This window comes from Amycolatopsis sp. M39, from assembly GCF_001651785.1.
Classification (GTDB): Bacteria; Actinomycetota; Actinomycetes; order Mycobacteriales; family Pseudonocardiaceae; genus Amycolatopsis; species Amycolatopsis rubida.
On record NZ_LWSF01000050.1, the window covers coordinates 1 to 26116 of the forward strand.

Genomic DNA, 26116 nt, shown 5'->3' on the forward strand with positions numbered 1-26116 from the left:
GCCTGGCCGCCGGACACAAGTAGTTCCCCTTCAACCCGAGTTACACCGTTCGTTTGACAGACCCGGACACCGCACCGCGGCCGGGTTCCGCGGCCGCCAGTTCGGGAGCTGGTGCCAATATTGGCTCCAGGCAACGTTTACCGCTGAAAGGCTGATGTCCCTGATGTCGTTCATCGGAAGTCGCTACTCGCCGGAGGCCCCGGGATCGACGAGATGCCGGACCGCGGAGGGACCGGTGAAGTCTTCGGGGATCGCGTCCAACAGGGTTTCGTCGGCGGGTTGGCCGAGCGTGTTCGTAGGCAGTGATGGCGGCTTTGTTCGGGGAGAACACGCAGAGGTGGACGCAGCGCGGGTTGGTGAGGTGGAAGGCGTAGTCCGGGTGGCGTCGGTGCCTTTCCGCAGTGGTCCGGGCCGAGCTGGATGACGAATTCGCCGGTGCGGACGTGGTGGTCGATCAGCACCGCGGTGGTGCCGGCGGGGGCGCGGTGATGTCGTAGCCGGTGAAGCGGAGCTGGTCGCCGGTGCCGCGGGCCTGGTGCTGGAATCCTTCGCGTCGGGGGTCTGTCGGCCGTAGCCGACGAGGGTGCCGAGGTCCCGTTTCCATTGCCAGGGCTGGTTGACGAGGTCCGCGGTGAACGGGCCGGGCCCGGCTCGTTCGCCGCGGATCCAGATGCGCGTTCGCTCATCGCCTGCCCCTCCGTTGTCGCGCGCCGGGATGGTGCGCTGCACCGCGAACCGCGCGAGGGACGGCGGTTCCGCTATTCGTTCGCGCTCGTCAGTCTCCATCCAGGCGTGCCCGGTCGCTCGTCACGTTTCCTTGTTCTGCCTGCGCTTGACGTCGTCAACAACGCGGGCCAGTCCGCGGCACCCCCGTTCCCCGGCTAGACGTCGATGCGGGAACCCATGATCACCGTGCGGTCCCTGGGTAGGTTGAAGTACTCCGCGGCGTCCGCGGCGACGTAGGACGTGGCGATGAACAACCGCTTGCGCCAGTCCGCCATGGTCGGCTCCGGGCCCCGCTGCAGCTCGATCTTGGACAGGAAGTACGACGCTTCCTCCAGCTGCAGCTGCCCTTCGGTCGCTTCCGGATCGAGCCGCGCCAGCATGCCGGGGACGTCCGGGGTCTCCATGTACCCGTACCGGGCTGTCACGTGGGTGATTCCGTCGTCGGCGTAGCCGAGGTCGTCCACCGCGAGCCGGTCGTCCGCGGGCACCCGGGGCACCGGCTCGGTTTCGAGGGACAGGATGACGACGTGCTCGTGCCGCACGTGGTTGTGCTCGGCGTTGGCCCGCATCGCGATCGGGGTCGTCTCGTCGCCGCGATGGAGGAACACGGCTGTCCCGGGCACCCGCTGCGAAGCCGCGGAGCCGTCGCGAAGCCGCTCGACGAACTCCCGCAGCGCGCCCTCGCGGCGGGCGCGTTCGGCGGTGACGATCTCGCGGCCCCGCCGCCACGTCGTCATCACGGTGAACACGGTCAGCCCGATCAGCAGCGGCAGCCACGCGCCGTGCACGAGTTTGGTCAGATTGGCCCCGACGAACAGCAGGTCGACGACCAGCAGCGGGATCGCGCCGAGCGCGATGAGCCAGCGCGGAGTGCCCCACTTGGCCCGCGCGAGGTAGAAGAACAGCAGCGTGGTGATGGTGATCGTGCCGGTCACCGCCATGCCGAACGCGAAGGCGAGGGCCGCCGAGCTGCGGAAGGCGAAGATCAGGGTCAGCACCGACACCATCAGCAGCCAGTTGACCCACGGCACGTAGATCTGCCCTCGTTCGGTCTCCGAGGTGTGCGCGATCCGCAGTCGCGGCAGATAGCCGAGCTGCGCGGCCTGGGAGGCGACCGAATAGGCGCCGGTGATCACGGCCTGGGAGGCGATCACCGTCGCGGCGGTCGCCAGCAGGACCAGGAGAAGGCGCGCCCACGAAGGCACGAGCAGGAAGAACGGGCTGCTGAGATTGGCCGGGTTCTCCAGGATCAGCGCGCCCTGGCCGAAATAGCTCAGCATGCACGCCGGGAACACCAGCGCCAGCCAGCCGCGCGTGATCGCCCGGCGCCCGAAATGCCCCATGTCCGCATACAGGGCCTCGGCTCCGGTGATCGCCAGCACGACCGCGGCCAGCGCGAAGAACGCGATGTCGAAATGGCCGGCCAGAAAGCCCAGCGCATACGTCGGCGAAAGCGCCTTGAGAATGTCCGGGTGCCGCAGGATTCCGGTCACGCCGCACACGCCGAGCACGGTGAACCACAGGATCATCACCGGTCCGAACACGCGGCCGACTGCCGACGTGCCGCGCCGCTGGAAAAGGAACAGCGTCACCGTGATCACCGCGGTGATCGGCACGACCCAGCTGTCGAACCCCTCGTCGACGACTTTGATCCCCTCCACCGCGGACAGCACCGACATCGCCGGAGTGATCATGCTGTCGCCGAAGAACAGCGCCGCGCCGAAGATGCCGAGCCCGGCGAGCAGCGCCGCGGCCCGCCTGCCCCGCCGGCCGCTCCATCTCCGCAGCAGGGTGATCAGCGCCATGATCCCGCCCTCGCCGTCGTTGTCCGCGCGCATCGCCAGCAGCACATAGGTCACGGTCACGACAACGGTCACGGACCAGAAAATAAGCGATACCACGCCGAACACGTTGCCGGAGCTCACCGGCACCGGATGCGGGTCCGCCGGGTTGAAAACCGTCTGCAGCGTATAAATCGGGCTGGTGCCGATGTCCCCGAAAACCACCCCCAGCGCACCGACGACCAGACCCAGCCGCACAGTGTCGCGGACCGGCCGCGAGGACCTGGCGAGGTTCTCCGGCGCGGTTGTTTTCTGCTTCACCCGTGTCTTCTCCCGCCGCATGCGCTCGATCGGCTCTGCACGTCCGGACGGACCCTACCGGCAGACATCGCCGGGAGTGCGGACCCGGAGCGTCGCGGTGCCGAAGTCCGGGCGAATACCTGCAATCCCGGCGATAACGGTATTTCGCCAGAATGGGCATACATCGGCACTCTTCGCGCCACAGGAGGTCCCGAACCGCTCTTACTCCGATACCCGGAGAAAGGAGCACGCCTGCCGCCCGCGACCCGAAGGATCGCGAACTGCCCGGACGCCGCGGAACGACTGGTCGAACTCTGCGCCGGACCCGCTCGCGTACTGCGCGCGATGCGCCCGGACATCGCGCTCCTCGTCGCCCGCGACGACCTCCGCCGCCAAGCTCGCCCGACCTCGCGGCGACGGCTTGGCGACCGGCGACGATCCCGTCGCTTCCGGTTCTCGAACTTCGCGGATCACCGGCGGGCGCATCCGGCGCGCGGTGCCAGCGACGGGGTTGTCCTGGGTGAAGAAGCCGCTGTGGCGAGCAAACCGGCGAACCCCGGCCACGATCCGCGAGGGATCGTGGCCGGGGTTCGCCGGGCATGAGCCCGTAGCTGGGATCCTATGAAGCCGAACAAACAGTCCGCGCAGCCGCGGCGGTCACGCCCCGGCTGTTTTCTCCAGCTCTGTCAGGATTTCCTCCGTTGTGGCGGTTTCACCCAGCCGGGGGAAAATCTTGGTGATGCTGTGGTGGTGCGTGTCGGCGTCGAGGTCGGACATCGCGTCCGTCGCGAGCGTCACGTGGTAGCCGTGTTCGTGCGCGGAGCGGGCCGTCGACTCGACGCCGGCGCTCGTCGCGACGCCCGTCAGCACGATCTGCGTCACGTTGCGGCGGCGCAGTTGCAGGTCAAGGTCCGTCCCGAAGAACGCGCCCCAGTTCCGCTTCGTCACGACGATGTCGCCCTCGCGCGGACCCAGCTCGTCGACGATCCGGTCCCAGCCTTCCGGACGGGAAGCAGCACCCCTGCTCGGGGTGTCCGTGCGGCCCGGTGCCCAGTCCGACTGGTCGGGCGCCATCGTCGCCCGCACCAGCACCACGGGCAGCGAGCGCGCCCGGAAGGCCTCGGCCAGCCGCACGGAGCGCTCCAGCACTTCGGGCCCGGAGTGCGGCACGGTCGGCGCGGACACGATGCCCTGCTGCAGGTCGATCACAACCAGCGCGGTCCGCTCGTCGAGGGTAGTCAGTGCCATGGAAATGTCTTTCCTTTCGTGTTGTTCTTCGCCGATTCGGGCGTCGAGCCGGCGCAGTTGCCGGTCGAGCAGCGTCGCCAGCAGGAAGAGCGCGGCGACGACGATCATGAACACAGCCAGTTTCCGCAGCCCCGGCGTGTCCGCACCGTGGGTGAGGAACGCGCCGTTCGCCGAAGACGCGACGATCGCGCCCAGATAGACGAACGTGCGCAGCAACCCGGCGTACGCGCCGGTGCGGGCGGGATCGGCCTGGAAGTACAGCGCGTTCTGGTTCGCCAGGTTCGTGAGCCCCTGCGGCACCCCGGAAACGATGCCCACCACGACGAGCAGCCAGATCGGGCTGCTCCCGTCGAGGAACAGCAACAGTCCACAACAGACTGTCAGGAACACGCCGCTCACCACGAGCTTGCGCCATACCTCGGGCCGCCGCCCCGTCAGCGTCGTGACGACGATGGCGAACCCGAACGTCGGCAGCAGCACCAAACCGGCCGCCGACGCCGACAGCCCGCGCCCCTCCTCCAGCCACTGCGTGTAGCCGTAGAGGAACGCGTACGACACGACGTAGGCCAGGAACGTCCGCAGGAAGGTGCGCAGCACCGGCACGTTCCCGCCCAGCAGCCGCAGGTCGATGAACGGCTCGGCGACACGCAGCTCCCGCCACGCGAACAGCGCCCCCGCCACGAGCGCGATTCCGAGCACCCACAGGTCCTTGACATGCGGGTTCATCAGGAACAGCAGCAACGCCGTCAGCATCCCGGCGAACAACACCATGCCGGGCACGTCGAACCGCGCCGCCTTCGTCCGCGACCGCTCGGCCTTCGGCAGCAGCAGCGTGCCGAGCACCAGGCACGCGAGCGACAGCGGCATGTTCACCGAGAACACCGCGCGCCAGCCGCCCAGCCCGATCAGCAGCCCGCCCGCCGTCGGGCCCAGCACCGCGATCGTCTGTCCCGCAACGGAAAGCGCGGTCAGGATGCCGGCCGGCTTGTCCACGCCGGTGCGCTCGCCCTCGCGCCGGATGAGCGACATCGCGGCCGGATACCCCGCGCACGTCCCGAATCCGAGCAGCACGCGGGCGGCGACGAGCACGCCCAGCGACGGCGCGAACGTGCCGAGCACGCCCGCGGCGCCGGTGAGCGCCGCACCGGCCAGGTAGAGCGGTTTGACGCCGTAGGTGTCGACGAGCTTGCCCATCACCGGCTGCCCGACCGAGGTCGCGAGGTACAACCCCGACACCAGCCACGCGGTCTGCGCGGGCGGCGCGCCGAACGCGGCGCCGATGGGCACGAGCGCGATCGCGATCATCGACGAGTTGACCGGATTGAGGACGACCCCGAGGATCATCGGCACGATCAGCCTGCGGTCGAACCGGGACCGCGCGGGCGCCGCGGCTGCGGCGGCGGTCATTCCGCCACCAAGCGTTCCAGCAGCGTCAGCGCCCGGACGATCGTCTGCCGCTCCTCGTCGTCGTAACGGTCCTGCAGCGCGTTCGCGAGCCACTCGGTGCGCACCTGGCGGTCGTCGTCGACGCGCCGCAATCCCTCGTCGCTGATGGAGATCAGCTGGCGGCGCCCGTCGCCGGGATCCGGGCGGCGCTTGAGCCAGCCCCCCTCGTCCAGCGCGGCGAGCCAGGCGGCCATCGACTGCGGGCGGACGCCCTCGGCCGCGGCGAGATCGGACATCGTCGCCTCGCCGGCCAGCATCAGCCTGCTCAGCACCGCCATCTGCGACGGCGTCACCCCGGTGCCGCCCGACACGGACTTGATGCGCCGCCGCAGCCTGCCCACCATCACGCGCAGCCTGCGCGCACCTTCGACCGCGGTCGCGGAAAGATCTTCGGCCATGACCCCCAGCGTAGAACTCTTCAGCTAAAACTGTCCAGTTTTAGCTGAAGAACTGTCCGGCTGCTCCCGCCGGTGCGCAAACTCGCCCATGCGCTGGAAACCGGTCCTCACCGCTTTCGAGACAGCTCCGCGCTCGACAGCCGGACTTCGGCGGAGAATGCGGTTGAGGGGGGTTCGGCCGGTGTCATCGGCTCGGTGCCTCAGAGGTCCCCGGGCGCCTGAGTTGCCCGGTTCGGGGAAGGCGCGCTTGCCTGCCGCGACCGGATGGCCGGGGGACGAAACTGGGTACCGCTGCCCGGATCAGGGTGCCGGCCGGAGGCGAGGCCGGCACCCTGCTCAGGACGAACCGGCGAGGTCAGCCGGTGACGAGGGACAGGTGGTAGGTCTGCAGGATTTCGTTGACCGGCTGGAACCAGGTCTCGCCGCCGGAGCTGCAGTTGCCGAAGCCGCCCGAGGTGACTCCCTGGGCTTGGTCGCCGGTGATGAAGGAGCCGCCGGAATCTCCGGGTTCCGCGCACGCGTTGGTGTGCGTCGCTTCGTAGACCGCGCCTTGGGCGTAGTTGATGGTCTCGTTCAGGCCCAGCACGGTCCCGCAGTGCCAGTGCGAGGTCGAGCCGGAGCGGCAGATCGACGAGCCGGCGGGCGCGACCGCCGAGCCGCGGACGATCACGTCGCTGACCGTGCCCCAGCCGAGCACGACGGGGGCGGTCCACCAGCCGTTGCCGATGGTGATGTAGGAGTAGTCGTTGCCGGGGAAGGAGGATCCGGCGAACGTGCCCATCGCCGAGTTGTCCCAGCCGACGACGGAACTGCCGGCGCCACCGCAGTGCCCGGCGCTGACGAAGCCGCCCTGCACCGAGAAACCGATGGAGCAGCGCGTGTTTCCGTTGATGTAGTAGGGGTCCCCGCCGACGGTTCCTGCCGAGAGCGTCTGCGGCCGGGGGCCGGTCGCGAGGGTCACCGGGCCTGCTTCGCGGGCTTGCGCGAGGAAGGCGTCGACGTCCGCGCCGTGCGCGCCGGGCTGGAGGGTGACGACCACACTGCCGGTGCGCGGATCCGCGTGCCAGCCGCTGACCTCGGCTGGGGCGCGCTTCGCCTTCGCGGCGTTGTCGACGGCCGTCTTCGCCGCGTCGAGCGCCGCGGCGGTGACGTGCGCCGGAACGGTTTCCGCTCCGGTGCGGTGAACCGCGTCGGCCACGGCGGGGTCGGTCACGCCGACGACCAGCTTGCCCAGCTCCGGGTCGAACCAGGCGCCGCCGAACGCCGCGCCGGCGGCCTGCCGGGCGGCGGGCAGCTGCTTCGACGCGGTCAGTTCTTGTCCGAGCCGGGTCTTCGCTTGGTGGGCGCTGAGGCCCAGATCCCGTTGCATGGCCGCGATCAGTCCGGGCGAAGCCTGGGCGGCGGGGGCGACGACGGCGGCGAGGCTCGCCGCGAGAACGGCGGCACCGGTGAGGCTGAGGGCGATTCTTCGACGCATCGGAACTCCTCCAAGGCCGGGGGGAAAGAAACCCACTGTCGGCCGAGTGTGCGGAGACGAGTCGAATCCGGTCCAGCAGCGATCCGCATTTTGTCCGAAACCTGTCGCCGCGACTGCTCCGTTCGTCCACCCAAGAGCGGACTTCCGGGCATCTGCCGCGCCGCCGCCGCTCAGATGAGGGTACGGAGCCAGCGCCGCCGCCGGACGAGCCGACGAAGCCGCCGGGGTTGCGGCGGACGGCGCCCGCCTCGGCGAGCCCGGGCCGCTTCGCGCCGCAGGCGCCGGCTCGTCCGGCATTTCCGGAGCCGGAACGACCAGTACCGGCTGACCGGCCACGTCGTCGCGCCCTCCTGCTGCGTCGACGTCATCTGGCCCGCGCCGCTCCGAATGGCGCGGACACGACGGGTGCCCCGTGGTCGCCGGGCAGCCCGTTCGACGGGTTCCCGGCCGGGACCGCGATGGGGCACGTCCAGCTCAAGGCGACCGAGCCGTTCTCCTGCGCATTGCTCGGTTCCGGCTCGGAACCACGTTCCTCGCGGCCGGGCGACCGACCATCACGCCTTGCTCGTCGGCGTCGAACTCGTGCTGCCGTCCGCCGACGACATCCGGAAGCTCGCCGCGGCGGGTCGCCTCCACGAACTCGCGGCGGCCGCGGTGGAAGCACGCGATCCGCCGGGAAACCTCCTGCGGTTCACCCCGGCACGAGCCGAATGAGACGGACTCCGCCGACACGGCGATCAGCGACGCGGTGGAGCCGTCCCCGGCGGCCGCGAGCGAGGGACCCGGCTGACACCGGCGCGAAAAGGCGTCCCGGCCGGACGGACCCGGGCCCGGCACGCGGCCAGCCGACGCGGCACCGGGCGCTCGAAAGCCCTCGGTGCCGACGGGTGCCCGGCCCTGGCGGCGAGCCCGGACAGCCGTGCCGGTCGTCTGGCACCGGAAGGTCCTCGATGGTCAGGTACCGGTCGAGGCTGCGTGCGGCCATGAACTCCAGCGCCCGCATCGGTGCCCGTCGCGGTGTTCGGCCGGTGCCTCACCGGCACGAAAATGGAGTGTCATCGTGCGCAGGTGCGCGGCGTCCGGACTCCGGGAGTTCGCCCGGGACGACGAGGAGACGCTGGCGGCGGAGGTGCGCCCCTACCGATCCCCGCGCAGGTAGCGGGTCACCATGGCGACCAGTTCGTTCTCGAACGTCTCGACCGGGATGTTCCGCGGCGGGGCGGCCATGAACTTGTGCGTGTTCATCTCCACGGTGAACAGGATGATCTCCGCGGCGACGTCGGGGGCGCCCACGCGGACGTCGGGGTGCCGGGTGAGGACGTCGCGGACCTGGGCCGTGCGCAGTTTCGCGTGCCGGTCGATCGTGTCGAGCAGTTCCTGGGAGACCGGTGCCTCCTCGATCATCACCCGGAGAAGCTGGGGATCGTCGCTGTGGTTGTCGATCGCGTCGCGGATGAGCGCCCGGACCGTCGCCTCCAGTGTCCCGGGCGAGAGGTCGAACTCGTCGGCGCCGGTCCAGGCGCCGCGGTCGATGTGCTGGATCAGGAGTTCGGCGAGGATGGCGTCCTTGTTCGGGAAATACTGGTAGAGCGAGCCGATGGAGATGCGGGCGCGCTCGGCGATGCGGTTGGTGGTGCCGGCGGCGTAGCCGTGCTCGGCGAAAACGTGAGCAGCCGCGGTGAGGATGCGCTCGCGCGTGAGTTCGGCGCGCACCTGGCGGGGCTTGCGACGTGGCTCTAAGCGGCGGTCCGCTGACGGCATCCTGGTCCTCCTCGACGGCGGCAAAAGCGAGTAGCCAATAACTGAGCTAATACTCATAATAGTGCTATGAGCTGCGAAAACAAGAACCCGGGTGGCGTCTCGTGACCCCGAAGGCGCGCCTGCGCGAGTCGCTGGGCCACGCGCACGTCGCCCTCGGCGGCCGTGACCGCGGAGGTCTGCCTGGAGGCGCCGAGCGCGGCCGACGTCCGCGACGCGCTGGTGCCGCCCGGCGTCCGAGTCCGCTGGTTCAGCCACGACGACGCCCCAGACCAGCGTCCCGGATCCCTTGTCCTGGAGGCGGTTCGCCGCGCGGTGCCTGGCCGAGGAGGGATTTTCCATGCAGTTGAGCACACTCCGCCGCATGACGACGGCCGACGAGATCGAGGCGGTCCTGGGGCAGTCGCCGTCGATGATCATGCTGAAGCAGATCAGCGCTCTCGACGAGGGCTGCAAGACGGTCCTGGCGCACTGCCCGCTCGCGGGTTTCGGCTACCGCGACGCCGGCGGTGTCAGCCGCACGACGTTCATCGGCGGTGCCCCGGGCTTCATGCGCATCCATTCGCCGACGCGGATCTCGTTCATCCTGCCCGATGGCGAGGCGCACGGCCCGGTGTCGTTCGTTTTCCTCCTGCCGGGCGTCGGGGAAACGTTGCGCGTCAACGGTTCCGTGGCCAAGCGCAAGGGCGCCGAGACGTTCGTCGACGTCGAAGAGGCGTACGTGCACTGCGCGCAGGCCGTCATCCGCTCCCGCCTGTGGCAGCCTCCTGCTCCCGCTTCGCCGGCACCCGAGGTCGAGGGCGAGGGCCCGCTGCGCGGACCTGGCGTCGCCGAGTTCCTCGCCGCGGCACCGTTCCTCGCTCTGTCCACTTGGGACAAGTCGGGCGGGAGCGACACCAGTCCGCGCGGGGACCGGGAGACCGTTGCGCGGATTCTCAACGGCCGGACGCTCGTCATCCCGGACCGCAAGGGCAACAAGCGCGCCGACAGCCTCCACAACCTTCTCCAGGACGATCAGCTCTCGTTCGCCGCGCTCGTCCCGGGACGGTCCGGCGTGCTGCACGTCAGCGGCCGGGGCTCGATCACCGACGATCCCGCGCTGCTGGAGACGATGGCGCTGCGCGGGACGCCCCCGCACGCGGCGCTGCTCATCGACGTCGAGCACGCCGAGGTGACCGCCAGCGACGCCGTAGCGCGCTCGCGGGTGTGGACCCCGGCCGCGCACCTTGAGCGCGGCACGGTGCCGGACCTGATGGTGCTGGTGGGGGATCACCTCGCCGCGAATCTGGCCAAGGCCGAAAACGGCCTGCTCGCTCGCGTGCTCAAGGTCGTCGCGGGGATCCCTGGGATCAGCGGGCTGCTGCGGCTGGTGATGAACCGCGCCTACCGGTCCGGGCTGCGGAAGGAGGGCTACGAGGACGTCGAGGTCGGCTCGCCGCAGCGTCCCGCCGCCGAGCCCGCGGCAACGAACCCGTTGCGGGAGGTGCGGATCGCCGAGGTGCGCCGGGAGACTCCCAGCGCGGTCACCCTCGTGCTGGAAGACGCCGAGCGCCCGGGTTCCTTCGACTTCCGGCCCGGGCAATTCTTCACGCTGGTCACCTCCATCGACGGCCGACCGGTGCGGCGCGCCTACTCAGCGTCGTCGGCGCCCGGGGCAGCGCGGCTGGACATCACGGTCAAGCAGGTCGAGGGCGGCCTGTTCTCGACCCACGTCCACCGGAACCTGCGCGCCGGAGACCGGCTGTCGGTGCGCGGTCCGTCCGGGGCGTTCCACGCCGATCCCGCGGCGGCGCACGAGGTCGTCATGGTCGCCGCGGGCAGTGGCGTGACGCCGATGATGAGCATCATCCGCACCCTGCTCGCGGCACCGGCGGCCGGGCGGATCGCGCTGCTCTACAGCAACCGGAGCGAGCAGGAAGTCCTCTTCGCCGACGAACTCCTCCGGCTGGAGAAGAAGAACCCCGATCGGCTGTCGGTTACGCATGTTCTGACACAGGAGCGCGGGCGACTCGATGCCGCTGGCGTGCGAAGCTGGTTCGCCGAGCTGGGCCAGTCGGAGGACGCTCGGTATTACGTGTGCGGGCCCGAGGCGCTGATGGACACCGTCCAGGGCGTCCTGACCGAGCTCGGTGTCCCGGACGACCGTGTGCACCAGGAGCGCTACACCAGCGGGGCGGACACGACGGTCGCGGCCGCCGCGCCGCAGGAGATGGTCGTCAAGGACGATACGCAGCAGGTCGGCTCCGTGGTGGTCGAGCCCGGCCAGACGCTCCTCGACGCCGGTCTCGCGGCGGGGCTGCCGATGCCGTACTCGTGCACGGTCGGCAACTGCGGCGACTGCATGGTCAAGCTCTGCGGCGGCGAGGTCGCGATGAACGGGCCGAACTGCCTGACGCCGCGACAGAAAGCCGACGGCTACATCCTGACCTGCGTGAGCTGCCCGATGTCCAAGGTCACCCTGGACATCGCCGAGCCGTGACCGCGGGCGATCCGCTGGCCGGTGAGCATGGTGTCCGCCTTGCTCGTCGGGTCTCGGCACGGACGAGACCCACGCAAGCGAGCGCGATCGGCCGGGCGGCGCCAGGCACGGTTCGGGAATCGACGGGGAACTGGTGCGGTACCTCAGCTCCCCGTCGACCCACCGCCGGGCCGGGAAAGACCGGCTCCGCCCGTCACGCGGTGAAGCCGCCGTCCACCGGGAGCACCACGCCGCTGAGGTGGCTCGCCCGGTCGCTCAGCAGGAACGCCGCCGCCGAGCCGACCTCGGCGCCCGTCCCGGCCTTGCGGAGCGGGGTGGCCGCGATTCTCGCCGCCACCCCGGCGGGCATCGTCCGGCGGAGTTCGTCCAGCATCGGGGTTTCCGTCGGGCCGGGAGCGATCACGTTGACCCGGATGCCGAGCGGGCCGAAATCGTGCGCGGCAGTGCGGGTCAACCCGATCACCGCGTGCTTCGTCGCCTGGTACGCGCCCATGCCCGAACTGCCGCGCACCCCGCCGATGCTGCTCACGTTGACGATCGAACCCGCCGCTCGCGGTTCCATCGCCCGGACCTCCTCGCGCAGGCACAGCCACGTTCCCTTGACATTCACCGCCATGACGCGGTCGAAGTCCTCTTCGGACACTTCGTCCAGCCTGCCCGCCTGGCCCGCCGCGGCGTTGTTGAAGGCACCGTCCAGCCTGCCGAACCGCGCGACCGTCGCGGCGACGAATCCGGCCACGCTGTCCGCGGACGAGACGTCGCCGGTCGTCCAGCCGACGTCGTGGCCGTCGGCCGCGAGGTCTTTCGCCAGTGCCGCAAGGGGTTCCGCCGTGCGCGCCACCAGCATCACCGAGGCGCCGTCGGCGGCGAAGACGCGCGCGGCGTCCGCGCCGATCCCCGAACTGGCCCCGACGACCAGCACCGCTTTCCCCGTCAGCAGGCTCATGCCGTGCCTCCTCGAAGCCCCAGCAGCCCACGGGCGTCAGCCGGGCTCGCGATCGGCTTGCCGAGATCCTCCACGACCGCCCGGATCTTGCGGACCTGCTCGGCGTTGCTCCGCGCCAGTGTCCCCTTGCCGATCCACAGGCTGTCCTCCAGCCCGACCCGCACATGGCCGCCGAGCCACGCGCTGTGCGTGCCGAACGCCATCTGGTCCCGTCCGGCCGCGAACGCCGAGAAACAGTAGTCGTCGCCGAAGAGCTTGTCGGCGATGCGCACCATGTGCTCCAGGTTCGCGTGGTCCGCGCCGATGCCTCCGAGCACTCCGAACACGCCTTGGATCAGCAACGGCGGCTTCGCCAGCCCGAGATCGGCGAAGTACGCCAACGAGTACAGGTGCCCGATGTCGTAGCACTCGTACTCGAAGCGGGTGCCAGCCTCGCCGAGGGTGCGCAGCGTGTCCTCGATCCGGTCGAAGGTGTTCACGAACGGATGCGAATACGTGTTGCGCACGTACGGTTCTTCCCACTCGTGGCGCCACTCGGCCACCTTGTCCGCGATCCCCGAGTAGACGAAGTTCATCGTCCCCATGTTCATCGACGCCAGTTCGGGCTTCAACCGGCGCGCGGCGGCCAGCCGCTCGTCCATCGTCATCGACGACGCGCCGCCGGTGGTGATGTTGACGACGGCGTCGGTCTGCCCGGCGATGCGCCCGACGATCTTCTCGAACACCTCCGGGTCCGCGGTGGGCCGCCCGTCGGGTTCGCGCGCGTGCAGGTGCACGATGGCGGACCCGGCCTCGACGGCTTCGACCGCCGCGTCGGCCACTTCGTCGGCGGACAAGGGCAGATACGGACTCTGGGACGGGATGTTCACCGAGCCGGTGATCGCCGTGGTGATGATGACTTTTTCGGCCGTGTGCATCAATTCTCCTCTGCGAGCGCGCGGTAAGCGGCGAGTTTCGCGTCGTCGAGCGGGCCGACGAGGGTGAGCGCGACCTGGGTGGCGCCCGCGTCGTACTGGGCCCGCGCGGACTCCCGGATCTGCTCCGGGGTTCCGCAGGCGACGAGCGCGTCGACCAGCCGGTCGGATCCGGGCGGGGCGAGATCGGCGCTGGTGAAACCCAGCCTGGTCAGTTTCGCGATCTGGTGCGGCAGTTTCAGGTAGTACGCGAGCCGTTCCCGGGCGACGTCCCGCGCCGCGGCCCGGTCGCGCCCCGCGACCGCCCACTGGACGACCGAGAGGAACAGGTCCGGGCCGGCCGTTTCCCGTGCCCACCGGGTGTGCTCCGGCGGGACGAGGAAGGTGATCAGCCCGTCCGCCCGGTTCGCCGCCAGTTTCGTGATCCCTTCCGAGTAGGCGCCGAGGACCCGCGGCACGTCGGCCGCGATCTGGTCGATCCCGTCGAGGTAAGCGCGCAGGAACGGCAACGGCCCGACCCCGCGCTCGCGGACCGCGCCGCTGACGCCGAGACCGAGCACGTAGCGCCCGGGGTACCCGGCCGCGAGGTCGCGCGCCGCGGACCCCGCCGATTTCGGCACGCGCTCCAGCGCCCGCGCGACCCCGTTCCCGACGATCAGCCGGTCCGTCCGCGCCAGCACCAGCGCCGCGGTGGTGAACGCCTCGCGCCCGGCGACCTCGGGGAGCCAGACCATGCGGTGGCCGTATTCCTCAAGAGCGCGGACGAACCGCACGACCCCGTCGTGGTCCAGGCTGTCCGGTTCGGAGATCGACAGGGCGGTGCGCGGCAGGACGAGGCTCACCCGCACGCCTCCCGGAATCCGGCGACGAGCCCGCGCGCGGCTTCGGCCAGCATCGTCGTGTCGTTGCTCAGCATGACGAAGTCGCAGCCGTCCCGCACAGCCGCCGCGGCCCGTTCCGGGACCCCGCCGAAGGCCAGGCCGCACCGCTTCCCCGCGGCGTGCGCGGCCTCGATCGCCGACGCGACCAGTTCCAGCACCTCCGGCGAGGACGGCGTGGAACCCATCGACATCGAGAGATCCGCCGCGCCGACGAACACCGCGTCCACTGTGTCCAGTGCGAGCATCCCGGGCGCCGCCTTGATCGCTTCCACGCTTTCCAGCTGCGGGATGCAGAGCACGTCGTCGTTTCCGGCCGCGAGGTACTCCGGGGCCGGGCGCAGTCCCCACGCCCCGGCCCGGCTGGTGCCGCCGGCGCCGCGGACGCCGTCCGGCGGGAACCGGCACGCACGGCCGACCGCGGCCGCTTCTTCGACGGTGTCCACGTGCGGCACGAGAATGCCCATCGCGCCCGCGTCGAGGATCTTCTGGATCGTCGAGGGCGTCTTGTCCGGCACCCGCACCAGCGGCGTCATCCCCAGCGCGGCGGCCGTGTTGATCAGCCGGTACGCGGTCTGCAGGTCGAGCGGCGCGTGCTCCAGGTCGACCACGACGAAATCGAACCCGGCGAACGCCATGATCTCGACCGGCTCGCCGGAGGCGATCTTCAGCCACGTGCCCACCGGGGTGGCCGGGCGGTCGAACAGGCCGCCTCCCCCGCGTCGCGCGGCGTTCACGGCATCGGGTAGTCGTCGGCGTTCAGGACCCAGCCCGGTTTCTCCGAGAAGTCCTGCCGCGGCGGGCTGAAAATGTCGATCAGCTGGTTCGCGCCCGGGTCGGCGGCCTCGGAGGTGTGCACGGTCGGCGGCGGGATGATCGTCACCGACGGACTGCCGATCCGCACGTGCTCGTCCTCCCGCCAGCCGGTGCGGTCGGGCAGCCAGGGCGTGCGGATGTGGTGCACGTACTCCCCTTGCACGGCAAGGGAAAGCTGTTCGAAGTCGTCGTGGTGATGGGGCGAGAGCCGATGCGGGTCGCGCGGACCGTCCTGCCGCGGCAGGAAGTTCACCATGAACGAGCGGGTGCGGAAGATCCGGCCGAACCGTTTCGGGTCGTCCGGCACCTCCGACAACGGGTACACCCGGACGCGCGGCCCGTCCGCCGGTTCCGGCCACCGCCGCAGGAGTGCGACGCGTTCGTGGTCCTTCGCGTACGCGTCCGCATTGGCCGCCCGGTCGCGCCAGGCGGGCTCGGTCGCTTCGACCAGGCGGACCAGCGGGCCGTCGCCGTGCACGCTGATCCGGGACGCGCCGGGCGGAACGACGACCAGGCCCGGAGTGTCCACTGTGGTCGCTCCGGCGTCGGTGAACACCGTGAACGCGGGCGAGGCATCGGTCACGACGACGGCCAGTTCGCCTTCGAGCGCACCGGTGTCGAGGTCGTCGCCCTCGCGGGCGTCGGTGTGGATGAGCACGACGTTCTGCGCCCGCACGATCGGCGTCGCGGTCAGGTCGAGATACTGGGCGGCGGCGATGTCGGCGCCGGCGTCCGGCCGGCCCGCGGTCGCGAGGGCCGAGCGTGGATCGTCCTTGTCGTACACGGAATCGTCCTTCCGGCTGGAGAGGCTTCGGGATCGCCGATNATCGCCGATCAGGCGTCGAGGTTCAGCAGGTACGCCGGGTTGTCGCGCACCACGCGACGCAGGTCTTTCTCCGGCAGGCCGAGGTCGAGCAGCGCCTCGCTCACCCGCAGCCACGCGTCGACCGGCTTCGGGTTCGACTTCTGCCCGAAGTCCGAGGCCAGCACCACGTGCTCGGGGCCGAGCGTCTCGATCCAGGTCAGCAGCTGCTTCGGGTCCCATTTCTGGGTGCCTTCGGGGTCGTACATGCCGACCTCGTGCTCGATGAACGCGCCGAGCCCGATCAGCTCCCGGCAGAGTTCGGGGTCGGCTCCGATGACGAAGTCGGGGTGGCTCACCACCATGCGCTTGAGACCGCGTTCGTGCGCTTCCTGGAACAGCGTGCGGATGTACTCGGGGTACATGTGGCCGCCGTTGAGCACCGCCTGCTGGTCCTTGATCTCGTCGAGGATCTCCAGTGCGGCAGGCTTGAGCCGGCCGTCGCCGTCGACGATGTCGATCCGCTCCAGGGTCAGCGGCACCGTGGTGGTCGGGAAGGCGCCGTCCTCGGGGTGGCAGTCGATGTGGCGGCCGGACGAAATGGTCGGGAACCACACGACCTTGCCGCCCATGCGCAGGCACATCCGCACGGCGTGCACGTTGAGCCCGCCGACCGTGCTGTTGAGCGCGATCCCGCCGAAGACCTGGGCCCGGACGCCTTCGAGCCTGCCCTTCATCGCCAGGACATCCATCTGCGTGTTGTGGTGGTGGGACTTGGCGACCATCGCGCGCATCCCGATCCGGGCGCCGTCCGCGGCGGCCTCGACGTGGTCGAACCGCCGGGGGAACGGGCTGGGGCCGGAGTGGACGTGCAGGTCGACCAGTCCGTCGAGGACGGCGGCGACAGCGGGACGCGGGCTCATGAGGCACCTTTCGTTCGCATTATGAAGTCAAAGTTCACTATAAGACCGGATGTCAAGCCCGCGACCACGCTTGTGCTCCGCACCTCGTCGACTTAGAGTGCTTTCGGGTTCACTTGGTGAACTTCAAGTTCGAAATGATCGAGCCGCCCGGAGGACGCCGATGTCCACACCGCCCAGCTCCGCGGAAACCGCCGTCCCCGCCGGCGCTCCGCACGGTCCCGACCGCGCCAAGGTGCGCGCCGCCGTCCGCGGCGGGACGCTCGCCTACTTCGTCGACCAGTTCGACATCTACCTGCCGATCGTCGTGCTGGCTCCGGCGACGGCGTACTTCCAGGCGGCGAATCTGAGCGCGAGCACGACGGCACTGCTGGCGTCGCTGGTGTTCGCCTCGACGCTGATCGGCCGCCCGCTCGGAGCGGTGATCTTCGGCCACTTCGCCGACACTGTCGGGCGCAAGCGGACGACGCTGGTCGCGGTCGGCGGGTTCGGCGTCACCACGCTGCTCACCGCCTGCATGCCCGGACACGAGCAGATCGGGATGTGGTCGGTCGGCCTGCTCATCGGGCTGCGGTTCGTCGACGGGATCTTCCTCGGCGGCGAGTACACCACGGCGGTGCCGCTGGCGATGGAGTGGAGCCCGAAGCACAAACGCGGCCTCTACGCCTCGGTGATCACCTCGACCTCCCCCGCGGCCTACGCGGTGATCGCCGCGCTCACCCTGCTGATGCTGGAGCTGCTGCCCGCGACCGGGCTGCACAGCGCTTACGTGCAATGGGGCTGGCGGGTGCCGTTCGTGGTGGGCGGGCTGCTGGCGGTCGTGCTGTTCCGCTACTACCTCAAGCAGGTGCACGAACCGCCGGTCCAGCTGACCGGAGAGACGCACAAGCTGCCACTCGTGCGGCTGCTGGTCAAGTACCCGCGCGCGCTGGGCCAGGTGTTCGTGCTGATGACCGGCACCTGGCTGGCGACGAACATGGAAGCCGCCGTGACGCCGGCGCAGCTGAAAGCGCATCTCATGCTGTCCAGCAAGGAGGTCACGCTCACCATGCTCGTGATCAACGCCTCCGCCGCGCTCTCCTATCCGTTGTTCGGCCTGCTGTCGCAGCGCATCGGACGGCGGCCGTTCTACATCGGCTACGGCTTGGCGGTGGTCGTGCTCGGCTCCGGGGCCTACACCCTGCTGATGACCTCGCACGGCGGTTTCGGCGCCGCGCTCGGCTTCGGCGTCGTCATCGGGGTGTTCACCGTCGGCACGTTCGGGCCGATCGCGGCGTACCTGACCGAGCGGTTCCCCGCGAGCATCCGGTCGACCGGGTACGGCGTCGGCTACAGCCTCGCCCTCATCGCGCCCGCGTTCTACCAGTTCTACCTCCAGCAGTTCGACGGCGTCCTGCCCGCGCACCTGGCCCCGGCGGTGCTGCTGGTCGTGGCCGGCGCGCTGATCAGCCTCGGCGGATTCCTCGGCCCGGAAACCAAGGACGTCGACATGGCCGACGACCGCACGATCCCGGCACTGTCCTGATGGAGGTCGGAGGACTCGCCGCGGCCAACCCCGTGTGGGTCGGCTCCTCCGAACTCACCATGACGCTCGACGGGCTGATCGCCTGCATCGACGCGGGCGCCGGAGCGGTCGTGGCGAAGTCGGTGAACGAAAGCGCCGCCGCACGGCGGCAGCTGGACATCGCGGACTACGCGTTCGTCTCCCCGGACGGGGACGTCCGCGCGGGCCCGCCCGAGCGACGGGACGGGCTGCTGAACCGTTCCGGGCTCGCGCAGGTCGAGCTGGCCGGCTGGCTCGAAACCCTGGCCGCCGCCGTCGCCCACGGCGCGCCTCGCGGATGTCCGGTGCTCGGCAGCATCACCCTCGGCGATCCGGCCGAGGCCGCCCGGATCGGACGGGCGATGACGGCCGCAGTGCCCGCGGTGGAACTCAACATCGGCGCCCCGCACGGACGCGAGGCCCGCGCAGTGCGTCAGCTGACCGACGTGGAGTCTGTGCGCGACGCGGTGCGGACGGTCCGCGCCGCTGTCGGCGTGCCGCTGTTCGTGAAGCTGCCCGGACAGGCCTCAGACGTCGTCGCGCTGGCCCGCGCGGCGCGCTCCTCCGGGGCGGACGCCGTCGGGCTGGTCGGCCGGTACCCCGGCTTTCTGCCCGCCGCGGACGGCGGCCCGGCACTCGGCTCGTGGGGAGCGTGGGGATCGCCCGGCTGCCTGCCGATGAGCTTGTATTGGGTCAGCAAGGCCTATCAGGCTTTGGCCGCGCCGCTGATCGGCACCAACGGCGCCCGGACCGCCGCCGACGTGCTGCGGTTCCTGGCGTCGGGAGCGCAAGCGGTCGAGGTCGTCACCGCACTGTGGATCGGCGGGCCCGCGGTGCTGCGCGAACTGGTCGCTGGCGTCGGCGAAGGCCTCGCGGGAAAGGACTTCGGCGAGTTCGTCGGCAGCGCGGTCGCCGGGGCCCGCGAGTACGCCGATCTCGTGCCGCCGCCCTCGCCTGCCTGGCTTCCTTATACCGCGCGCTGGCGGTCGTCCGGCCGGTAGTGGCCGCCCAGCTCGTGCGTCAGTTCTCGGGCGGTGTCGACGACGACGCGCAGTTCGGGCGCGTCGTCCGACATCGACAGCGTGTTGTCGGGACCGACGATGGCCAGGGTCGCGCAAATCCCGTACTCGTCGAAAACCGGCGCGGACACCGCGACGATGCCCGGCGTGCTCATCGCCGAGCAATAGCCTGCCTCGCGAACCCGGTCGACCTCGGCGCGCAGTTCGTCGCGCGCTGTGCCCGACAGGGTGCCGATCAGCCGTTCCATCGACAACTGGTCCGCGTGATAGGCGAGGAACACCTTGCTCTGCGCGGTGTCGAGCGGCAAGTGGCTGCCGACCCGCACGGACACGACAACGATCGTGGACACCGTTTCCTCGACCCGCGACACCACCGGCCCGGTCAGCCCCCAGAGGCTCAGCACCGCGCTGGTCTGTGTCGCCCGCGAGAGCGCCTGCATGTGCCGGGGCGCGAGGTTCACCACGCGCCGGTGGCCGATCGCGAACGCTCCGAGCTGCAACAGCAGGCCGCCGGGCGCGTAGCCGCCCTCGGCACTGCGCTCCAGAAGCCCCGCCGCGACCAGGGAAGTGCAGTAGCGGTAAGCCGTGGTGCGGTTGAGCCCGAGCCGTTCGGCGACCTCGACCGCGGTGACCTCGGGCGTGGCCGGGTCGAACAGCGACAGGATCTGGCTGACCCGGCTCACCGCCTGGATGTCCGCCTGGTCGGCGCGGGTCTCGCGGGACCGCGTCGGTTTGGTCACGAAGCCTCCGCCGGTAAAGGTGGTCTGGCTGTTCACTTCGTGAACAGCACTCGTCAGGCTACCGGAACCCCGGGTTTCCGCAGCCGAGGGAGAATGCCCACCGCTTCCGCGGCCTCGCGGCCAGGCTCTGGGAAGCCGAGCGGATACCCCGGCGGGCGCGGAGCCGAGGCGCGTTCGAGGCCACGACTTCCCAGCCGCGCCGGGGCCGGACATTGCGCGGCGGCCGAGCCCGCGATCCCCGCGCCGCTTTCGCGATCCCGCACCGTCCAAGCGCAGCTCGGCCATCGGCGGCTCGGCGCCGATGGCCGCTGCTCGCCGTGCCGGGAGCGTTTTCGAGAACCGTCTTGAACTCGCGCCACGCGCCCGGATGCTTGCGCACATAACCCTGAAGCGCCGCTGTCCACCCGCACCCACGGCTCGGCGACGAGGCTGCGGTACCACTGCGCGACGTAGATGTCCCGGTCCGGATGCCCGATGACCTCCAGCACTGCATAGCCCCGGGCTCCGGTCTCGCGGCCGACGTGTCCGAGAAGGAAACCGAGCCGGGCACGGTGCGGGGTGCGCACGAACCGCCGGTGGCGCAGCAGCCAGGCGGCCGACGCGCTACTGCGTGGCGGGGTCGTCCGGCCAGCCAGGACGTCGCCGACGGAACCCCTTCAGCGTAGCCCGCCGGCGGTGGCCGAACCGGCCAGCCACCCGGCACCCTCCAGGCAGCCGAGGTGACGGTAACCAGCCGGGAAGCGGCCGAGCAGCTCGGGGTCGAGCCGGTCCTGCTCGCAGATCGGCTGACGGCGCGCGATCTTCCAGTCCCCTTCGCGCCGGGCGCAGAAGTCGTAGAACCGCCCGGTGCAGACCACGTCGACCTCGACACCGTCCACAATGGCCCGCTGGTCGATCGTCATCTTCGTCTGGGCGACGGCTCGCTCGCCGCGGACGTCGGCGGCGCGCCCGCCGAGGAAGTGCAGAATGCCGGCCCCGCGCTCGAAGCCGGCCTTGCTTTCGCCGGGCCCTGGAACCACGTCGCGGTCATCCAGCCCTCGACCGGGTGCCAGACCCAGTCGCCGGCGTCCCGCCACAGCGCCCAGTTCTCGGTCGGTTCCCGCAGCGCGAGCCGGTCTTCCATGATCTTCCTCCGTCGAGCCCGGTTGTTCCGTCCCGGCGGTCCTGAACGCGGCACGGGGCCAGCGCCGGTTGCCGCGCAGCGGCAGAATTCCCAGCCTGCTTCGACGTCGCCCATCCGGCGCTCTCGCTCGCCGAGGTGGCCACGCGCAGCGGACCGCCCGCCGCCTGATTGCCGAACTCCGGGCCTGGGGCGGGCTGGAACGGCTCGACGACGGCCGCTGCCCTGGCCTCGCGCCAATGCGACTCCCCTGCCTGCACGACCTTTTCCAGGCCACCCAGGAAACATCGAGCTGACCGCCCTGGACGGCACCGAAGCACTGCGCACCGAAAAAATCTCCGGCACGAAAGCCGTCCCCACCATGACCCGCCTCGGCGGCTGCCTTCCCCCGCACGCCACCGGCGCCGGCAGGACGATCCTGGCGTTCTCGGGCCGTGACCTGCTCACCAGCCCGGCAGGCTCGCCGCGGTCCTCCAGGAAGTACGCCGAAGGGGTGCCGCGTACTCCGACGAGGAATGACCATCGGCGGCGGTCTCCGTGGCCGCCCCGATCCCTCGACTGGTCGGACGGGTGCGAGCCGCCCTAGGCGTCGCCGCGGTCGACCGCCGCGCCGGGCATCGCACGCGCGACGAACCGAGCCCGCGTCGCGTTCCGGACCGCTGCTCACGGCAGCACAGACTGACCGTTACCGAGAACATACGGCGCGATGCGAAATCCGGCCGTGGCGGAGCGCTGTGCCTGTTCCAGTGACACCTCCCGAAACCGGCGGACCTTGTTGCTTTGGGCAGCGGCAGTCCGGCATGAGGATCTCGTCGAACCCGGCGTAGCGCCGGACCGAAGCAGTGAAGAACGTGCTGGGCCCTGACGAGTTCGGCCGCTCGTGTCCTGCCAGGCCCGCGCATCAGCGCGGAGCCGCAGGACCGTCGGCCGCCGGTCCATCGCCGGTGAAACAGGAAATCCGCGGTCTCCGACAGCACCCGGTTTCCTTCTTCCTTGGCCCGCGCGGCATCCCGGGTTCGCGCGGACGGGGTAGCCTGGCCGCCATGGCCCAGACCGGCCGTCCAGAAGCGACGGATACCTCCGGACACCCCGCAGTCGCGATCGTAGGCCCGGGCGCGATCGGCACCACCGTCGCGGCCGCGCTGCATCAGGCGGGCCGCACGCCGAAGCTCTGCGGCCGCACGCCACGGGCGTCCCTCGAACTGCGGGACGACCGTGGCCGCGTTCTCGTGCCGGGCCCGGTGCACACCGACCCGGCCCAGGCCGCCGGCACCGTCGATCTTGTCTTCCTGGCGGTCAAATCGACTCAAGTCCGCGCCTCGGCCCCCTGGCTGGCGGCGCTGTGCCGCCCCGACACGGTCGTCTGCGTTCTGCAGAACGGCGTCGAACAGGAAGCGGCCGTGGCGCCCTTCGTGCCTGGTTGTCCCGTCCTGCCCGCTGTCGTGTGGTTCCCTGCCGAGGCCCAGCCCGACGGCACGGTGCGGCTGCGCGGCGAGGCCCGCCTGACCCTGCCGGACGCACCGGCGTCCCGCACCGTTCGCGAAGCGCTGAGCGGCACTCGGTGCTCCATCGAACTGGCCGCGGACTTCCTTTCCGTGGCGTGGCGCAAACTGCTGCAGAACGCGGTCGCGGGGCTGATGGTCCTCAGCGGACGCCGGGCCGGAATGTTCGGCCGCGCCGACATCTCCCGGCTGTCGCTGGCATATCTGCGGGAATGTCTCGCGGTGGCCCGCGCCGAAGGCGCCGTGCTGAGCGACGAAGTACCGCGAGAGATCCTCGAAAGCTTCCACGGCTACCCGGCCGACCTGGGCACCTCCATCCTCGCCGACCGGGAAGCGGACCGGCCGCTCGAATGGGACGTCCGCAACGGCGTCGTCTCCCGGCGCGGCAGGGCGCACCGCGTCCCGACGCCGATCAGCGATGTAGTGGCGCCGTTGCTGGCCGCCGCGAGCGAGGGACCGGGCTGACACCGCCGCACGGTGCCTTCCCTCCGGGTTCGGAGAAGGCTTCCCGGCCGGAGGGACCGGGGAGCCAGAACAACGCAGCTGCCATCCAGTCCGCGCGCGAACGACCACCGCGCCGGATGCACGTCAGAAGACCCGCCCGTTCTCGCACGGGCGCTGGCAGTGGTTGCAACGCCTGAGTTGGGCAAGGTCGCTGTGGTCGAGGACCTCGCGACGGATGATCCCGATCACCGTCGTGCCGCGAGCTTTTCTCCGCGAAGCCCGCGGCGCGTTGAGCAGCGCCTCCATCTCCTCCGCTTCGAAGACTGCGGCGAAGGAACAGCGGGCGATCCCGCCCCGGCTGGTGACCAGAGCGGTGTCGAATACGGGTTCCGTTCCCTTCATCGGTTCTGCGCGGGCAGGACGTGGACGCCGTCGCGGTCGGTGCTCAGGCACAGGGAGCAGATCGTGCCGCCTGCGGCGCTCGCGGCCATGTCCGGCCGCTCGTAGGATTCGCCGCACACCACGCAGTCGTAGCGCGATCCGCTCGGGTTGCCCTCGGCGTCCAGCATCGACGCGGCGATGCCGTCGTCGGTGCGGCGCAAGTAGAACCGTCCCCGGGTCACGATCGCCATGAGCGGCGTCAGCACCGCCGCGACGACGACGGCCACCAGCGGCGAGTACGGCCGCCACGCCGCGCCGAACAGTCCGAAGTAGACGGCGATCGACAGGATCGACGAAGCCAGGAACGACACCACCCCGACCGGATTGACCGCGAAAAGCATGCCGCGCCGGAACTCCGGCTGCTTCGGCGAGAGCTTCAGCAGGAATTTGTTGACCGCGATGTCGGCGGCCACGGTGACCACCCACGCCATCGCGCAGTTGGCGTAGAAGCTGAGGACGCTGTTGAGGAAGCTGAACATGTCCGCTTCCATCAGCACCAGCGAGAACGCCAGGTTCACGCACACGAACACCAGCCGTCCCGGGTATCGCCTGGCGACCCGGGTGAAGGAGTTCGTCCAGGCCAGCGAACCGGAGTAGGCGTTGGTGACGTTGATCTTCACCTGGCTCAGCACGACCAGCACCAGCGCCAGCGGCACCACCAGCCACGGCGGCATCAGCTGCTTGAACACCCCGGTGAACTGCTCGATCGGCTCCACCGCCGCCGCCGCGCCGGCTACGCCCAGGACGTAGACCGCCATGAACACGCCGATCGCCTGCTTGACCGCGCCGAACACGACCCAGCCCGGCCCGGCCAGAAGCACCGAAGCCCACCAGGCCCGCTTGTTCTCCGCGGTGCGCGGCGGCATGAACCGCAGGTAGTCGATCTGCTCGCCGATCTGGCCCATCAGCGACAGGCACACGCCCGCGCCCAGCAGCACCGCGGCCGCGTTCACCCCGGAACCGCCGGTTCCCTCGAACGACAGCCACCGCAGCACCGAACCGGGATCCTTGACGATCAGGAACACCAGCGGCGCGACCATCAGCAGCAGCCAGAGCGGATTGGTCCAGCTCTGCAGCTTCGCCAGCGCCTTCATCCCGTAGACCACCAGCGGGATGATGACCACAGTGGACACCAGATAGCCCAGCCACAGCGGAAGACCCACCGCGAACCGCAGGCCCTGGGCCATGATGGACCCTTCGGTGGCGAAGAAGATGAACGTGAAACTGGCGAAAATCACGCTGGTGAGCACCGATCCGCAGTAACCGAATCCGGACCCGCGGGTGATCAGGTCGAGGTCGATGTTGTAGCGGGCGCCGTAATAGGCCAGCGGGATCCCGGTGACGAAAATGACCGCCGCGGCGACCCCGATCGCCAGCAGCGCGTTCGCGGTGCCGTGCGCCAGGCCGATGCCGGCGCCGATCGAAAAGTCCGCCAGGTAAGCGATCCCGCCCAGTGCCGAAGCACCGACGACCGCCGGAGTCCACCGCCGGTACGTGCGAGGGGCGAACCGCAGCGTGTGGTCCTCCAGCGTCTCCTTGGACGCCCCGAGGCCAGTCCGTTTTTCCTTGCCTACCGCGACATCGTCGACAGTCATGATCATGCGCTCCTCGAACGACGGGACGGGTTCAGAAGACGTCGGCGGGCGAGGTCGTCGCCAGCGGCCATCGACGTGCCTGCGCACCCTGCGGCCGCGCTGGCGCGACGTGAAACTCCTCGTCCAGCACGATCCGGATCTGGTGGCACCGGCCGCATCCGATGCCCGTGCGCCACCTCGGCGGATCGGATCTCCGGATCCTGCCGGACATCCGGGTTCCCATCGCCCGCTCGATGCCGTGCGGCTCCGGAACGACCCGCACGCACAGTTCCGGCACGGTCGCGAAATCCGCTGTCCCGGCGTTCCACCGACAGCCGCGCGAGCGCTTCCCGCGGCGAGAACCGGCCGTCCATCAGTTCCTCGCGCAGCAGCGGGCGCATCGGTTCTCGCCTCGCCACTCCGCCGTCAGCCCAGGGCACCTCCGCGTGTGCATACAGACGTGCGTTCACGACGCAGGACGCTAGAAACACCGCATTTCCGCCGGGCACCGCTCAGATCACCGGCACGTTTCGGCACGTAACCACCAGACCGGACGGCCGTTTACATCCGCTTCCGGCAACGTCCGGGACCCGCTCGGGCCGCGTGGCCGAACCGCACTGCGAGGAGCGAAGCCTCAACGCTCCAGGCCGCACGGGTTGGGGATCAGGACCGGGTAGTGCACGCCTGGAGCGCGATCGATCGCCCACAGCAATTCTTCGGCACCGCCGGGTCGCGTGGCTCGCTCCGCTCCCGCTGAGGTATGCGAGGGGGTCCCTGAGGGAGTCTGAGTCCCTCAGCTTAAGTTTTAACCTTTGGTGTCCGTTTTCTTGGTCTTGCCGGGGTT

22 protein-coding genes are annotated in these 26116 nt (G+C 70.3%); 5 read left to right on the plus strand and 17 right to left on the minus strand.

The features are described from left to right. Positions 1-881: 881 nt before the first annotated feature. The 4 genes from A4R44_RS44635 to A4R44_RS44655 all read right to left on the minus strand — a co-directional run bounded on the left by A4R44_RS44635 (position 882) and on the right by A4R44_RS44655 (position 7376). Positions 882-2828, minus strand: a complete 1947-nt coding sequence (locus tag A4R44_RS44635) for a potassium transporter Kup (RefSeq protein WP_067595664.1) — start codon at positions 2826-2828, stop codon at positions 882-884. A gap of 636 nt (positions 2829-3464) precedes the next feature. Further along, the gene (locus A4R44_RS44645; RefSeq protein ID WP_067595627.1) at positions 3465-5462 is read right to left on the minus strand and encodes an isochorismatase family protein; all 1998 of its coding nucleotides are present in this window, start codon (positions 5460-5462) and stop codon (positions 3465-3467) included. Further along, the gene (locus A4R44_RS44650; RefSeq protein WP_067595630.1) at positions 5459-5899 is read right to left on the minus strand and encodes a MarR family winged helix-turn-helix transcriptional regulator; all 441 of its coding nucleotides are present in this window, start codon (positions 5897-5899) and stop codon (positions 5459-5461) included. The genes A4R44_RS44645 and A4R44_RS44650 overlap by 4 nt, the downstream gene beginning before the upstream one ends. Positions 5900-6254: 355 nt before the next feature. Further along, positions 6255-7376, minus strand: coding sequence for a S1 family peptidase (locus A4R44_RS44655; protein WP_067595632.1), 1122 nt, complete (start codon positions 7374-7376; stop codon positions 6255-6257). 561 nt (positions 7377-7937) lie between these two features. Here A4R44_RS44655 and A4R44_RS48730 point away from each other — a divergent pair. Further along, a complete protein-coding gene (locus A4R44_RS48730) occupies positions 7938-8090 on the plus strand; it encodes a hypothetical protein (RefSeq protein WP_157905167.1) in 153 nt (50 codons plus the stop codon). A gap of 423 nt (positions 8091-8513) precedes the next feature. Here A4R44_RS48730 and A4R44_RS44660 read toward each other — a convergent pair whose 3' ends face one another. Further along, positions 8514-9137 carry a TetR/AcrR family transcriptional regulator gene (locus A4R44_RS44660; protein ID WP_067595634.1) on the minus strand — a complete coding sequence of 208 codons (624 nt, stop codon included), beginning with the start codon at positions 9135-9137 and terminating at the stop codon, positions 8514-8516. Between the two features lie 361 nt (positions 9138-9498). Here A4R44_RS44660 and A4R44_RS44665 point away from each other — a divergent pair, with 361 nt between their 5' ends. Next, a complete protein-coding gene (locus A4R44_RS44665) occupies positions 9499-11613 on the plus strand; it encodes a 2Fe-2S iron-sulfur cluster-binding protein (RefSeq protein WP_232792073.1) in 2115 nt (704 codons plus the stop codon). A 193-nt stretch (positions 11614-11806) separates the two neighbouring features. On the opposite strand, the gene A4R44_RS44670 is transcribed toward A4R44_RS44665, so the two are convergent. The 6 genes from A4R44_RS44670 to A4R44_RS44695 form a co-directional block, all read right to left on the minus strand. After that, entirely contained in the window at positions 11807-12559 is a 753-nt protein-coding gene (locus A4R44_RS44670; protein WP_067595638.1) for an SDR family NAD(P)-dependent oxidoreductase, read from the minus strand. Continuing rightward, the gene (locus A4R44_RS44675; protein WP_067595640.1) at positions 12556-13476 is read right to left on the minus strand and encodes a 3-keto-5-aminohexanoate cleavage protein; all 921 of its coding nucleotides are present in this window, start codon (positions 13474-13476) and stop codon (positions 12556-12558) included. The genes A4R44_RS44670 and A4R44_RS44675 overlap by 4 nt, the downstream gene beginning before the upstream one ends. After that, positions 13476-14315 (minus strand): LLM class flavin-dependent oxidoreductase, encoded by an 840-nt coding sequence (locus A4R44_RS44680; protein ID WP_161269586.1) that lies wholly within the window; start codon positions 14313-14315, stop codon positions 13476-13478. Before A4R44_RS44680 ends, A4R44_RS44675 begins: the two co-directional genes overlap by 1 nt. Then, entirely contained in the window at positions 14312-15088 is a 777-nt protein-coding gene (locus A4R44_RS44685; protein WP_067595642.1) for an HpcH/HpaI aldolase/citrate lyase family protein, read from the minus strand. The genes A4R44_RS44680 and A4R44_RS44685 overlap by 4 nt, the downstream gene beginning before the upstream one ends. Continuing rightward, positions 15085-15951, minus strand: coding sequence for a hypothetical protein (locus A4R44_RS44690; protein WP_067595644.1), 867 nt, complete (start codon positions 15949-15951; stop codon positions 15085-15087). The genes A4R44_RS44685 and A4R44_RS44690 overlap by 4 nt, the downstream gene beginning before the upstream one ends. A 50-nt stretch (positions 15952-16001) precedes the next feature. Next, on the minus strand, positions 16002-16892 hold the full coding sequence (locus tag A4R44_RS44695) for a DUF6282 family protein (RefSeq protein ID WP_067595647.1): 891 nt from the start codon (positions 16890-16892) through the stop codon (positions 16002-16004). A gap of 160 nt (positions 16893-17052) precedes the next feature. Between A4R44_RS44695 and A4R44_RS44700 the strand changes: the two genes are divergently transcribed. After that, positions 17053-18414 (plus strand): MFS transporter, encoded by a 1362-nt coding sequence (locus A4R44_RS44700; RefSeq protein WP_067595649.1) that lies wholly within the window; start codon positions 17053-17055, stop codon positions 18412-18414. After that, positions 18414-19433 (plus strand): hypothetical protein, encoded by a 1020-nt coding sequence (locus A4R44_RS44705; protein WP_067595652.1) that lies wholly within the window; start codon positions 18414-18416, stop codon positions 19431-19433. The genes A4R44_RS44700 and A4R44_RS44705 overlap by 1 nt, the downstream gene beginning before the upstream one ends. Here A4R44_RS44705 and A4R44_RS44710 read toward each other — a convergent pair. From A4R44_RS44710 to A4R44_RS44715, 3 genes are all read right to left on the minus strand, one after another. After that, positions 19400-20191 (minus strand): IclR family transcriptional regulator, encoded by a 792-nt coding sequence (locus A4R44_RS44710; RefSeq protein WP_067595668.1) that lies wholly within the window; start codon positions 20189-20191, stop codon positions 19400-19402. The two genes, A4R44_RS44705 and A4R44_RS44710, sit on opposite strands and share 34 nt — an antisense overlap. Before the next feature lie 53 nt (positions 20192-20244). After that, positions 20245-20757 (minus strand): hypothetical protein, encoded by a 513-nt coding sequence (locus A4R44_RS49775; RefSeq protein WP_198545683.1) that lies wholly within the window; start codon positions 20755-20757, stop codon positions 20245-20247. A 90-nt stretch (positions 20758-20847) separates the two neighbouring features. After that, positions 20848-21210, minus strand: coding sequence for a nuclear transport factor 2 family protein (locus A4R44_RS44715; protein ID WP_067595654.1), 363 nt, complete (start codon positions 21208-21210; stop codon positions 20848-20850). Between the two features lie 1144 nt (positions 21211-22354). Between A4R44_RS44715 and A4R44_RS44720 the strand changes: the two genes are divergently transcribed. After that, positions 22355-23278, plus strand: a complete 924-nt coding sequence (locus A4R44_RS44720) for an oxidoreductase (protein ID WP_067595656.1) — start codon at positions 22355-22357, stop codon at positions 23276-23278. 123 nt (positions 23279-23401) lie between these two features. On the opposite strand, the gene A4R44_RS44725 is transcribed toward A4R44_RS44720, so the two are convergent. Genes A4R44_RS44725 through A4R44_RS44735 form a run of 3 tightly spaced genes read right to left on the minus strand, consistent with a single transcriptional unit; the run spans position 23402 to position 25570 of the window. Beyond that, positions 23402-23659: a hypothetical protein gene (locus tag A4R44_RS44725; protein ID WP_067595659.1), complete on the minus strand. Its 258-nt coding sequence runs from the start codon at positions 23657-23659 to the stop codon at positions 23402-23404. Beyond that, positions 23656-25293 (minus strand): cytosine permease, encoded by a 1638-nt coding sequence (locus A4R44_RS44730; RefSeq protein ID WP_067595669.1) that lies wholly within the window; start codon positions 25291-25293, stop codon positions 23656-23658. The genes A4R44_RS44725 and A4R44_RS44730 overlap by 4 nt, the downstream gene beginning before the upstream one ends. Positions 25294-25324: 31 nt before the next feature. Next, on the minus strand, positions 25325-25570 hold the full coding sequence (locus A4R44_RS44735; RefSeq protein WP_067595662.1) for a hypothetical protein: 246 nt from the start codon (positions 25568-25570) through the stop codon (positions 25325-25327). Positions 25571-26116: the final 546 nt, after the last annotated feature.